8 protein-coding genes are annotated in these 13,356 nt (G+C 64.4%); 7 read left to right on the forward strand and 1 reads right to left on the reverse strand.

Annotation, left to right across the window (positions count from 1 at the left end; all coding sequences use genetic code 11):
* The first annotated feature begins 18 nt into the window (after nt 1–18).
* The 6 genes from tssM (at nt 19) to ACFX5Q_RS14365 (ending at nt 11,747) form a co-directional block, all read left to right on the forward strand.
* Entirely contained in the window at nt 19–3,570 is a 3,552-nt protein-coding gene (gene tssM / locus ACFX5Q_RS14340; protein ID WP_404278853.1) for a type VI secretion system membrane subunit TssM, read from the forward strand.
* Nucleotides 3,571–3,723: 153 nt separating this feature from the next.
* On the forward strand, nt 3,724–4,503 hold the full coding sequence (locus ACFX5Q_RS14345; protein WP_404278855.1) for a PP2C family protein-serine/threonine phosphatase: 780 nt from the start codon (nt 3,724–3,726) through the stop codon (nt 4,501–4,503).
* Entirely contained in the window at nt 4,503–6,956 is a 2,454-nt protein-coding gene (locus ACFX5Q_RS14350) for a protein kinase (RefSeq protein ID WP_404278858.1), read from the forward strand. Before ACFX5Q_RS14345 ends, ACFX5Q_RS14350 begins: the two co-directional genes overlap by 1 nt.
* Before the next feature lie 165 nt (nt 6,957–7,121).
* Complete coding sequence (locus tag ACFX5Q_RS14355; protein WP_192182784.1) at nt 7,122–7,532, forward strand: DUF1036 domain-containing protein; 411 nt, start codon at nt 7,122–7,124, stop codon at nt 7,530–7,532.
* Complete coding sequence (locus ACFX5Q_RS14360; protein ID WP_404278860.1) at nt 7,529–9,892, forward strand: M23 family metallopeptidase; 2,364 nt, start codon at nt 7,529–7,531, stop codon at nt 9,890–9,892. Before ACFX5Q_RS14355 ends, ACFX5Q_RS14360 begins: the two co-directional genes overlap by 4 nt.
* Before the next feature lie 211 nt (nt 9,893–10,103).
* On the forward strand, nt 10,104–11,747 hold the full coding sequence (locus tag ACFX5Q_RS14365; RefSeq protein ID WP_404278862.1) for a caspase family protein: 1,644 nt from the start codon (nt 10,104–10,106) through the stop codon (nt 11,745–11,747).
* A 62-nt stretch (nt 11,748–11,809) separates the two neighbouring features.
* Here the strand turns inward: ACFX5Q_RS14365 and ACFX5Q_RS14370 are convergent, their stop codons facing one another.
* Nucleotides 11,810–12,346, reverse strand: a complete 537-nt coding sequence (locus tag ACFX5Q_RS14370; RefSeq protein ID WP_404278864.1) for an OmpA family protein — start codon at nt 12,344–12,346, stop codon at nt 11,810–11,812.
* A 182-nt stretch (nt 12,347–12,528) separates the two neighbouring features.
* Between ACFX5Q_RS14370 and ACFX5Q_RS14375 the strand changes: the two genes are divergently transcribed.
* Nucleotides 12,529–13,110 (forward strand): DUF6931 family protein, encoded by a 582-nt coding sequence (locus tag ACFX5Q_RS14375; RefSeq protein WP_404278866.1) that lies wholly within the window; start codon nt 12,529–12,531, stop codon nt 13,108–13,110.
* Nucleotides 13,111–13,356 lie beyond the last annotated feature (246 nt).

Here is a 13,356-nt window from a genome sequence, read left to right on the forward strand (position 1 = left end):
CCGCTGGAGGCGCCGCCGATGACCTGGCTGCTGCGGATAGTCAGCATCCTCACGCTGGCCGGCTTTTCGGCCGCCGTGTGGTTTGCCGGGCCATTGATCCGTTTCGCCGACTCGCGGCCGCTGGGGCCCGTCTGGCTGCGCGCGACGATCATCAGCGTGATCGTGGCGATCGCGGCGTTCTCCTGGGGCTGGCGTTTCTGGCGAACGCGAAAGGCGCAAAAGGCGCTCGAAACCGCAATTGCCGGCAGCCGCGACAGGATTGACGACGCGCAGGTGCTCGAAGCACGCATGACCGAGGCAATCGCGACACTCAAGCGCTCGAGTGGCAGGCGCAATTTCCTCTATGAAATCCCCTGGTACATCGTCATCGGCCCGCCAGGCGCCGGCAAGACGACGGCGCTGGTCAATTCGGGACTGAAGTTTCCGCTTGCCGGTTCGGGCGATGCCCAGCCGGTGGCCGGCGTTGGCGGCACGCGGTCCTGCGACTGGTGGTTCACCGACGAGGCCGTGCTGATCGACACCGCCGGGCGCTACACGATGCAGGAGTCCGACGCGCAACGCGACAAGAGCAGCTGGCTCGCCTTTCTGTCGCTGCTCAAGACACACCGCGCCCGGCAACCGATCAACGGCGTCATTCTGGCAATTAGTCTGGCCGATCTCATCAGCCTCGACGATCAGAAACTCGAGGCCCATGTCACGGAGATCCGCAGTCGTCTGCGCGAAGTCTACGAGACACTGAAGATCCAGTTTCCGGTGTATCTGCTTTTCACCAAGGCCGACCTTGTCTCAGGCTTCATGGACTATTTCGGTGACTTCGACGAGGCGCGCCGACGCAAGGTCTGGGGCGCGACATTCCAGACGGCGGATCGCAACAAGAACATGGTCGGCGAGGCCGCCGCGGAATTCGACGCGCTGGCAAGCCGACTGGCGGAAGAGATCCCCGACCGCCTGCAGGAAGAAGCCGATCCGGTCGCGCGCATCGCCATCTTCGGCTTTCCGGCGCAATTCGCCGCGCTGAGGAGCCGAATTGCCGGGTTTGTCACCGGCACATTCGATCCGGCGCGCAGCCAGGTGAACGTCACCCTGCGCGGCCTCTATTTCTCCTCGGGCACGCAGGAGGGAACGCCGATCGATCAGCTGCTCGGCACGATCGGCCGCAGTTTCGGCAGCGCTTCCCAGGCGCATCTTTCCGGCACCGGCAAGAGCTTCTTTCTGCATGACCTGCTGACCGGTGTCATTTTCGCCGAGTCCGGCTGGGTCTCCTACGACAGGGCAGCGGAGCGGCGTGCGGCGTTCGCCAGATATGGCGGCTTTGGCGCGATTGCGTTGATCGCGGCCGCGGTGCTGGGCACGCTGGCGCTGAGCTTCGCCGCCAACAGGTCGCTGATCGCCTCCACCACGCAAGCCATCAGCCAATATCGCCAGACGGCGGACGCGCTGCTCAAAAGCACGACGGTCACCGACGTCGACCTCGAGAACGTCATCGGCCCGCTCGACCAGCTGCGCAACCTGCCTGCAGGGTATGAAACGGGTGACATGCCGGCATCGGTCGAGGAAAGCTTCGGCCTCAGCCAGCGCGAAAGACTGCTCTCTGCGTCAAAGGCGGCCTATAGGCAGGCGCTGGAGAGAACGTTCCGCTCGCGCCTCCTCATCCAGGCCGAGCGGACGATCCAGGCCAAGATGGCCGATCCGGCCGCGCTCTACGAACCGTTGAAAATCTATCTGATGCTGGGCGGCAAGGCGCCTAAGGTCGACGATGAGCTGATCGTTTCCTGGATGAAGCAGGATTGGGAGCAGAACCGGTATCCGGGCGAAAACAACCGCGAGGGACGGGCGCAGCTCGAAAAGCATCTGCGCGCTATGCTTGCGCTGGACGATGCCTATGATCCGGTCTTCCAACTCAACCAGCCGCTTATCGAAGCCGCGCAGCGCTCGCTCGGACGCATGAGCCTTGCCGATCGTGCCACGGCATTGATCAAATCGGCGGTTTACGCGGCGGCCTTGCAGGATTTTTCAGTCGCCGCGAAAGCCGGCCCGGAAGCACAGCTGCTGTTCGAACGCATCGATGGCAGCGAGCTGTCGGATCTTCGCGTTCCCGGTCTCTACACGCATGCCGGCTTCACCGACTTCTACCTCGGGCAGCTCTCGCGCATGGCGCAGATGCTGGTCGACGACCAGTGGGTCCTGGGCGGCGGCGGCGAACAGGGGGGCATCGACCAGGAGTTGCCCAAGCTCGGCCCCGAATTGCTCGACCGCTACGGCAAGGAATTCGCCGCGGCATGGAACGCCATTCTTGACCAACTGAGATTCAAGGCGATGCTGAAGGACAAGCCGGACTACATCGCGCTGTCCGCTGCCTCCTCGCCAGGTTCGCCGATCGACCGTCTTTTTACCGCGATCGCCGACGAAACGGCCCTGACCCGAGACCCCGACCCTGGGAGCGAGGCCGACACCGGCACGGCTCGAAACCAGCCGCAGGACACTGCGGATTTCGCCAGGGGCCTGGCTCGCATCGGCCTGCAGATCGGCAGCGGAAAATCGCAAAGCCGCGCCGGCACAGGGGCCGCGGGCACACAGGGCCAGCATCATCCCGGCGCCAACATCGAGGCGCAGTTCAGGTCGTTCCAAGCTCTGGTGAGCGGTCCCGCCGGGCGCCGGCCGATCGATGCGCTGACCCAGAATTTCCGCGACATCCACCAGAGCCTGAAACTGGCGGCCGACGTCCCTTCGCAGACGGAACGCATCAACGCGAACCTGCAGCTTCAGATCGCCACGCTGCGCGCCAATGTCTCGCGTCTGCCAAAACAGCTTGCCCGCATGGTCAATGCGACGGCCGACGAGTTCGAGGGCAACGTCACCGAGACCTCGGTGGCGAATTTGAATCAGGCGCTCGACCAGACGGTCACGCAGCCCTGCGAGGAGGCTGTCAACGGCCGCTATCCCTTCGCCAGCAACGGCACCGAGGACATTGCGATGGCGGATTTCGCCAAACTGTTCGCGCCGGGCGGCGTGATGGACCGGTTCTTCGCGCAGAACCTCGCATCGATGATCGACATGACCGGCCAGGACTGGAACTGGAAACAGGATGCGCGCTTCGGACGCGACCTCTCGAAGTCGACCTTGAAGGACTTCCAGCTGGCGGCGGAAATCCGCGCCGCCTTTTTCCCGCTGGGCGGATCGGTGCCCTCGATCAGCCTCACCTTCACGCCGTTTTCGCTGCATGGCGACGCCGATCAAGCGGTGCTCGACGTCGACGGACAGACCGTCCAGAGCAGCCAGGCGGGCAACACGCCGAGCACGCTGTCCTGGCCGAACGGCACGGCGTCCTCGTCCGCCAGCTTGAGCCTCACGCCGGAGATGCCGGGCCGCGAATCCGCCATCAAGTTCGATGGTCCGTGGGCGCTGAAGCGGCTGCTGGACAAGGCGGCCGTCACCGGCAGCGAAGGCAATATGGAGGCGCGCTTCGTGATCGGCGGACGCGACGTCGCCTATACGTTGCAGGCCGGCTCGGGCCCCGTCCCCTTCCTTCTTCCCGCACTTTCCGCGTTCAGCTGTCCGAAAGCGTTTTGAGATGACCTTCCAGCTTGTGACGACACCCTCCCCGGCCCACGGACCCACGGGCCTTGATTTCGGTACTCTAATGTTCACGCTTGTGGCAGACTGGCGCGCGCGAGCGCCCGACGGTGCGCCACAGAGGACGCCTGAGAAGCGCTTGGTGGCAAATTGAACAATGTCGCCCTTCCCTTTGAAAGCTTCGGCGTCAGTCACAAGGGTTGTGTGCGCGAGCACAATGAGGACAACTATCTGGTCGAGCCGCAAACCGGCCTCTGGGTGGTGGCCGACGGCATGGGTGGACATGAAGCCGGAGAGGTTGCTTCGGCCAGCATCGTCGATCATCTGGCAACGATCGGCATAGCCAGCTCGGCGCCCGACCTTCGCGCACGCTTCGAGGACAGGCTGAGCCGGGCCAATGCCGAAATCCGCCGGATATCGCGAACGCGCGGCATAACCATCGGTTCGACCTTCGCCGCCCTTCTGGCGATGGATGGGCGCTTTGCCTGCCTGTGGGCAGGCGACAGCCGTATCTATCTGATCCGCAACGCCTCGATCTCGCAGGTTTCAAAGGACCATACCGAGGTTCAGGAGCTTCTCGACCGCGGCGTCATCAGCGAAGCCGAAGCGCTGACCTGGCCACGCCGCAATGTCATCACCCATGCGGTCGGTGTCAGCGATGATGTCGTCATCGATTTCCAGCAAGGCGAGCTCATGCCGGGCGACATTTTCGTGCTGGGCACGGATGGGTTGACGGCGCATGTCAGCGACGCCGAGATAGAAGCCGCGGCGGTGTCGAGCAAACCGCGCGCGGCATGCGAAAGCCTGCTTCAAACGGTGCTGGCGCGCGGCGGAACGGACAATGTCACCATCGTGCTGGTGAAGATCGGAGATGCGCGCAACGGGCAGACGCTGCATCCGGACCGGTCCAGAGCGGGGAATAGAGGCTGATGAGCCCCGACGACAAGACGCGAATCTCGCCGAACCTGACCAGCACCGGCGTGGGCACGCAACTCAGCGGCATCTACGAACTCGACGAGCGCATTGCATTCGGCGGCATGGGCGAGGTCTACCGTGGCCACAACATCCAGACCGGCGACCATGTCGCGATCAAGATCGTCCTGCCCGAATTCGCCCGCGACCAGACGATCCTGTCCCTGTTCAAGAAGGAAGCGTCGATCCTCAATCATTTGTCGCATGACGCGGTCGTTCGCTATCACGTCTTCACCATCGATCCCGGTATCGGCCGCCCCTACCTCGCCATGGAGTTCGTCGACGGTGAATCGCTGTTCGATGTCATGCGGCGCGGCGCCATGGCGCTGCAGGATGTGCGCAAACTCTGCCATCGCCTCGCCTCCGGCCTAAGTGCTGTGCACCAGGCGGGAGCCATTCACCGCGACCTCTCTCCCGATAACATCATCCTGCCGGGCGGCCGGGTCGACCGCGCCAAGATCATCGATTTCGGCATCGCGCGCTCGGCGACCGTGGGCGGCGAGACGCTGATCGGCGGAAAGTTCGCGGGAAAGTACAACTACGTTTCGCCCGAGCAGCTTGGCCTCTACAGCGGCGATGTCAGCGAGCAGTCCGATATCTACAGCCTGGGACTGGTGCTGGCCGCGGCGCTGCGCGGCAAACCGATCGACATGAGTGGCTCCCAGTTCGAGATCGTGGAAAAGCGCCGGACCGTCCCTGACCTCTCCGACATCGATGCCGATTTCAGGAACATTGTCGAAGCGATGCTGCAGCCGGATCCGCGCGACCGGCCGGCCAGCATGGCCGAAATCGCCAGGATGACTCGCGATGAAACCGACAGCGAAGCGACGGCGCCGCCGGCCTCGCTTAAGCCGCGCGAGCGGCCGGGCTTGCCACGAGCTGGAGGAACATTGGCGCCTGGGCCCAGAACCCAGGAGCAGCCTTCAAGGGCCCCCGGAGAACAGCGCTTCGTTCCGCACGTGCGACCCGCGCATCTGTCCGAACCGCGACCTTCGGCGGCCGCCCCACGCGCGGTCGCGCGCCCTGTCGCCACAAAGCCCAAAACGACCCGAAACATCGCGATCGCCGCCGTGGCGGCGTTGGCCGTGGTATCGGGGGCAGGCGTCTATCTCAGCGGCATCCTGACGCCGGCGCCGCTACCGCCTGCCGGCAAGACAACGCTTTCGGTGCCGGAGGCACCAAAACCAGCCCCGACCGATAGCGCGTCCAACACGCCGGAACCGGTAAAGCCGACGCCGCCGGAGGAGCCTCAAGCGCAGACACCGGCGCCGCCAGCTGAAAGTCCGTCAGATGCCGCGGCCGGCCAGAAGCCAGAGCCGGCACAGCCGGCCGAACCTCTCCCACCAGTCGAGGAAACCCCGAAGCCGACGGCAACCGAGACGCAAGCGCCATCCGAACAAGCGCCGCCCGAACAGGCGCCAACCGAAAAAGCGCCGCCGGCACCCCAGCCGGAGACCGTGACCCGCGACAGCCAGGAGACGGTGGTGCCACCCAAGGTCGCTCCAGCCCCGCCGCCCGCCAAGACCGCTCCAGCCCCGGCACCGGCCGAGAAAGCTGCACCTCCGCCCCAGCCTGAGATCGTGGTGACACAGAAGCCCGAGCAACCGGCCAACCAGCAGGCGAAGCCCAATGCAACGGTGCAAGTACCCGAACCCGAGACAGCCCAGCCGGAAGCCAAGACCGCACCGGCGCAACCGGCAGAACCACCTGTAGCCAACCCGCCGGACACGGATGTCGCCTTGAACGTGCCCAAGCCGGAAGTGCCGCCGGCCGTCGGCGCCATGGCGCTGCGCGCCTCCTGGGTGCGCGACTTCAGCGGCGGCGACTGTTTCTATGCGACCCTGACCGCGGCGACCGACAAATCCGCAGCGATCGAGGGCTTTGGCACGGAAGTCCAGCCCTTCGAGCGCATGCTGCAAGACTTTCAGGCGAGGTTCCATGTCGAGCCTGACATCAGCGTCCGCCTCATCGAACCAACCCAGTGCGAGATCACCAGTTTCCTGAGCTTTCTAGGCCGGACCGCCACCGACAAGCCGCAGCTCGTTCTCGACCGGACATCGGTGCCGGACGGCTCCCCGATCGGCGGCACGCTGGTGACACATGGCGGCCTGATCTCCAGCGTGCTGCTGATCGACCACAAGGGCATGGCCTTCAACCTCGACGACCGTATGGTCGTGCAATCGGACAGAGCGACCTTCAAGATCCCGATCGGCCTCGGCGCCGCCGACAAGGCGGCCGGCAAGGCCGTGCCGCAGATCATCCTGGTGATCACCGGCCCGCGGGACATCCAGGCGGCGGCCTTCTCCGCGCCGACGCCGGCCTCAGTGGTGCTGCCCAAAATTCTCGAGGAGATCGAGACCAGCGGATCCGAATTCTCCGCCACCGCCAAATATTTCCGGCTCGGCGGGTAGCATGGGCGCCCGATGGAACTCCGCCGCATGCGTTCTTCCTTCCCGCCCGCCCCCTCGCCCAAGCAACAGCGTGATTGGGATCGAGCAATTCCAGGAAAAGTGCGTAGCGGTTTTCCGTCCGGAATTGCGTCAAAACAAAGAGATAGAGCGCTGCTGACGGGTCGCATGAAGCTTGCCGTGATCCTGGGCGCGGCACTGCTGGCCATCCTGTCATCCAATCCCGCGCGCGCCGAATTCACCGTCTGCAACCAGACGCTTGATGTCGTCAATCTCGCCGTCGGCCAGAAGGTCGACAATGCCGACCAGACCGACGGCTGGTGGACCATCGGCGCGAACCAGTGCGTGAACGTCATCCGCGAGGAGCTGACCAACCGCTACGTCTACATCTACGCGACCGACGTCTTCGGTCATGCGATCCTGAACGGGTCGACCGAAATGTGCATCGAGCGGCGGCGCTTCTCGATCCGCGGCATCGATGAATGCTGGCAGCGCGGCCATATCGCCGCGGGCTTTCTCGAAGTCGACACGCTCGAACAGGCGCGGTGGACGTTTTTCCTGACCGGACGCAATCCGTGACGCACAGCATCGACACCAGCTTCAAGGCAAAGAAGCAGGCACGCCTGGCGCTTCGCAGGCGACGGCTGTGGTTGAGGCTCGCTGCCGGTCTCGCGGTCCTTGCGGTGATTTCGTTGGGCGTCGGCTTCTATCTCACCGCGGACTATTGGTCCTTCGGCGACGAGGACGAGGACCTGCACGCCGTCGAAGGCGCCGACGACGTGCCGGCCGACGCGTCGGTCTACGTGCCCGCCATCATCGATCTTGCCGGGGACCCGATGTGGATCACTCTTGCCCCCGACGCCGACACCTCGTCGAAGGCCCAGTCGATTGCGCGGCCGGCGGAACTCGATCAGGCCGGCGTCTCTCCGCAGATCGAGATCCTGTCGGACGTGATGCTCAGCGCCAGCGAGAAATTCATGACCACCATACCGTCGACGCAAGAGGATTTCGCATTCTTCCAGGCGCAGCGGCAGACCGCGCCGCCGCCGTCCGGCGACGTGCCGTCCAGCGACGCGCCAGCCAGCGACCTGCAGAACGAGCTTCAGCCATCGCCGGCAGCGGGCGAGACGCCGGCAACTGCGCAGCCGCAGGCTGATGCCGACGATCCCGAAGCCGGTTGGGGCGAAACGATCGATGCCGGCGAGGTCGCCCTTCCCGCGTTCCAGAAGACCCAGATCGAAAACAACACCAGCGTCGCGACCGTCACCAGCGAGTACCAGCGCTTCGAGGCAACCGAAGACACATTCGTGAAGATCCTCAACGACCGCAGCCTGGACAGCGTTGCGCTCGACGCGCATTTCTCCGCCGAGGATGCCAGGCAGGCGGGAGAAGCCCTCAAAAGCCTGTTCAACCGCGACGGCCTGGAACCGGGCTATGTCGTCGCCATGCGCGGTTTCAGGCCGACGCGCGAGACGGCGACGATGTCGCTGATGCAGGTTTCGATCTACGCCAAGAATGTCTTTGTCGGCACGCTGACGCGCAGCGCGGCGGGGGCGTTCGTATCGGGTGTCGACCCCTGGGTGCGCGAAGATCTGTTCAATTATTCGGGGGCACAGGAGGAAGGCACGCACAAACGGCAGTATCGCCTGCTCGACGCAATCTATTCGACGGCCGCGCGCAACAAGGTTCCGACCGGCGTGATCGGCGAAGCGATCATGTATCTGTCGCGAGGACAGGACCTGGATGCCTTCGCCAGCGAGGACCAGCGTCTGGTTCTGATCTATTCGCAGACGCCGCGCGGCAAGAGTGAGACCGACGGGCGGGTCTTGTATGTCGGTGTGCAAGGTACGGAAAAAAGCCTCGACTGTTTCGTCTTCCAGCAGAGCGACGGCCAGTTCGCCTGCGTCGGCGGCGACGATCAGGTGCGCTCGCTGACGGTCACCAACGGCATGGTGACGCCGGTCAACGGCGTCATGACCTCGACCTTCGGCCCACGCAAGCACCCAATTCTGGGCGTGGTTCGCATCCACAAGGGCGTCGATTGGGCAGCTCCAGTGGGCACGCCCATCGCGGCCGCCTTCGATGGCGAGATCACCTTCCAGGGCGACGGCGGCGGCTACGGCAATCTGGTGAAGATCGCGAACGGCAACGGGCGCGAGACGCGCTACGCGCATATGCAGAAATTCGCGATCGCCAGCGGTGTCGGCACCAAGGTGAAGGCCGGCGACATCATTGGCTATATCGGCACCACTGGTCTCTCGACCGGACCGCATCTGCATTTCGAACTCTATCAGAACGGCCAGGCGATCGATCCGCTCGGCACAGTGACCGCGGCGATCGCAACAACGAGCGATCCTGCCGTCGAAACGCTGACCGACCGCATCGTTCATGTCGAAAGTGGCGGCAGTGCGCGCGCCAAGAATCCGCTCTCCTCGGCGACCGGCGCCGGCCAGTTCATATCCAAGACCTGGATCAGGATGATGAACACCTACCGTCCCGATCTCGCCCGCACGCTGTCGACCGCCGATCTGCTTGCGCTGCGCTACGACGCCACGCTTTCGCGCGAGATGGTGCGCAACCTGGCGCGCGAAGGCGAAGCCTATCTCAGGGCCCGCGGCCACCAGATCACCGCCGGCCGGCTCTATCTTTGCCATTTCCTCGGCATGGAAGGCGCGCATCAGGTGTTGGCAGCGCCGGGGTCGTCGCAATTGAGCGCCGTGCTCGGGTCGGCCGTCATCCAGGCCAACCCGTTTCTCACCGGCAAGTCCGCCAGCTACGTCGTCGACTGGGCCGAAAGGAAGATGGGCCGCAAGCTCCCGCCGACGACCGGGACGGGCCAGGGAACGACCACGGTGGAAGTCCGCCAGACATCGCCGGAGTTCGAAAAATACAAGCTGGCCGTCACGGCCCTCATAGGCTCGATTCAGAAGACGCTTTGAACCTGCTCGTTGCAGCGGTTCGCCGTCACCGTTGGTGTTCCCGCCGCCAAGTGTTACAATAACGAACTTTTTTCGGGCTCTTTGTGAACCAAAACTGTGGTCGAGATCACATACGTTCAAGAGCCGTTTTGGCAGAAGCGACTGTGTCGCTAGTGAAAGTTTAGCATGCGCAGACATCAATAGCGCGCCCTGCGGGGCGGAGGGCCGATCCATGAAAGCGTTCGCCGTCCTTGTGAGCGGAATTATCCTGTTTGTCCTGGCCTCGCTTGGCGCCCAGGCTGCAGCACCCGATGCTGCCGCGCCCGACGCCAAACGCGTGGCGCTGGTGATCGGCAACAGCAAATACGTCCACGCGGTTGCCTTGCCCAATCCCGCCAACGATGCCCACCTCATCGCATCGACCCTGCGCAATGCCGGCTTCGAGGTGATCGAGGGGGTGGATCAGGACAACGCCGGCATGCACAGCCTGATCAGCCGGTTCACCGAGCAATCCTACGACGCCGACCTTGCCGTCATTTTCTATGCCGGCCACGGCATGCAGGTCGACGGCAAGAATTTCCTCATTCCGGTCGACGCCGAACTGACATCGCCCGCCTACCTCAAGACCCGTACCGTCCAGATCGACGAGTTCATGGCGGCGTTGCCGTCCGACCCGGCGGTCGGCGTCATCATCCTCGATGCCTGCCGCGACAACCCGCTCGCCAGGACGCTGGCTGCCTCGCTGCCGAAGTCGCGCTCGCTGGGCTCCGGCCTGGCGCCGATCGAAGCAAGATCGGAAGGCGTCGGCACCGGCGGCATCCTGATTGCCTACGCGACGGATCCGGGCGCCATCGCCTTCGACGGCAACGGCGTCAACAGTCCCTACTCCACCGCACTCGCCAGGCACCTGACCGAGCCAGGCATTGAGATCCAGAGCGCGCTGACGCGTGTGCGCGGCGAAGTGACCGAGACCACCAAAGGTCGCCAGCGCCCGTGGCATAACGCGTCGTTGGGGCGCGAGGTCTTCATTGGCAAACCCGTCGTGGCGGCGCCTGCGGCAAAGCCAGCCACCGACGCAGCCGGCGCCGCGGCGGCAGCCGCTCCCGCCCTGGTGGTTGGTGAGCCTCCGTCCTGGGAGGTCGAGCAGCGCCTCTGGGATGAAGCCTCCAAGCGCAACTCGGTGCCGTTCTACGAAGCCTATCTCGAGCAGTTTCCAAGCGGCCGCTTCGCCACCGTGGCGCGGCTGAGCATCGATGAATTGAACGACCCCAAAGCCGAAGACCGGCAAGTCGCTGCAGTCGATACGGACGAGGCGAACGCCAACTCCGGCTCTGCCGGGCGCACTTCGGTCGGCATTTCGGACGACATGAAGCAGGCGCTCGGTTCCGAGCTGACGGAAAGCGCCATCGGTCTCGATCGCGAGGGGCGCATCGACCTGCAGTTGCGCGTCGAAGCGCTGGGCAACGAACTTGGCCGCGTTGACGGAAACATCGGGCCTAAGACCCGCCAGGCGATCGGCGACTGGCAGGAGAAGAACGGTCTGCCGCCCACCACCTTCCTGACGCGCGAGCAACTGGCGTTCCTGGTCATCCAGACGGATCCGATGATGGACGCCGTGCGCGCCAGACATTCCGCCGATCAGGCCCGTCCGGCGCCGCCGAAGAAGCAGTCGGTGCAGAAGGCCCGCGCGCAAAAGCCGGTGGCACAGAAGCCCCGCAAGAAACAACAGCAGGTCGTTCAGAAGAAGCGCACCAACCGCGATACTTTGGTCGGGCGGGAAGACTCCCCGCCGCCTGAGAACAACAACGACTTCCTGACCAAGGCGCTGATCTTCGGCACCGGCGTGGCTGTCGGCGGGGCGCTCAACAAGAACTGACAGACCGGCCTCTGGAGCCTTTTCAGCAGCCCCGGCGCACGATACGTTGCCGGGGCTGTTGGCTATTGCGCTTTTATGCGCATCTCCACGCGCCGGTTGACCGGATCATAGGGATTGGGGGCGCGCGGATTGTTTTCACCCATCCCGATCGCCTTGATGCGGGCTGCCTCGACGCCGCTGGACGTCAGGAAGGCGGTCACCGACTGTGCCCGCCGTTGCGACAGTCCATCATTGTAGCGGGCCGAGCCTGAAGCGTCGGTGTAGCCCTCGACGACGAAGCTGAGTGTGCTCAACCGGCTGTCTTTCAGCGCTTTGGCGAACTCGTCGAGCTCGGAGCGGGCGGTCGCGTCGAGCTCGGCGGAATCCAGTCCGAAATTGATCAGCATGTCGAGGCTGGATTTCTTGGCCGGCGCCTTGTTCGTCTCGCTCTTGCTGCCGCACTCTTCCTCGGTGCCGACGCAGATGCCGCGCGCCGCGCCGAGATTGCCGGCTCCGGCAAAGAACTTCACGATGTCTTCCGATTTCTGAGTTGGATCGGCGGAGGCGTGGGTCGCAAAAACCACGACCGCCAACACGAGGGCTGAACTGCCGAAATGCATTGCGGTTACTCCTGTCTGAGCATCCGATTTTGCCAGCCGCGGACTATACCAAATCTTGCGGCGATTGTCTGTGAACAAACGCACGCGGCCGGCCGGCCGCGGCCTAGCCAAAGGAGAGACTTGACCCGCGCCTCGCCGGGCGCTTGAGTGGCGGATATTCCCCGGGGGAAAGCGTGGCGGCCATGGCCAACGGGCTCCGATTCAGAACGGCACGGGATCTTTTCATGGCTTGTCCCGCTATTGCCAGGGACATGCGCACGGCGCCGACCGAACAGGCTTCGATCGAGTTCTGTCGCGCCCTCCTCGCCGGCCGCGTGCCGGAGGAGGCGATCACGTTCTGCGCCTATCTGCTTCCCGAGCGGGCCGCACTCTGGTGGGCGCATGAGTGCCTGAGCCACCTGACCGAACTGCTGGACGGGAATGACCAGGAACTGCTCGCATTGGTTCGCGATCGGGTCGGCGAACCCGACAGTCCTCAGCATCGCGCGGCGGTGAGCACGGCCGCCGCAATGCAGCCGGTAACGCCGGGCGGCTGGATCGCCCTGGCCGCGGGATGGGATGATATCGGCCCGGCGGCCACGGACCCGGCTGCAGCATCGGACCTGCAACCCTTCCCGGCCGCCCATGCCGTCAACGCAGGGGTTCTGGCCGGGCTGGCGCGCGTCGCGCTCGATGACCGTTTTGCCGTTCTCTCCGCCTTTGTCGAGATGGGGATCCAGATGGCGGAAATCGAGGCGCTGCACCAATCAGCGGCCACGTATTAGTTCTGCCCGATTTCGAACATGGAACGCCCAAGACAACAGACTTCCGTATCGATATCGGCACACGCGATGCCGGCCGAGACCGCCGATCTTTCGTAATTTGAAACACCCGCTCGGACCTGAGTTGCGGGATGGCGCGCAACGCTGATATTGGCATGCGGAGGCTGTCTCCGGGTGGCAGCCTCCGCTGAAGGTTGGACTCTCACCGCCTACGGCGGAAACGTCGCCTTCCAGAGCGCACGCCTGGCA

It is taken from the genome of Mesorhizobium sp. IMUNJ 23033, from assembly GCF_044778005.1.
Lineage (GTDB): Bacteria > Pseudomonadota > Alphaproteobacteria > Rhizobiales > Rhizobiaceae > Mesorhizobium > Mesorhizobium amorphae_A.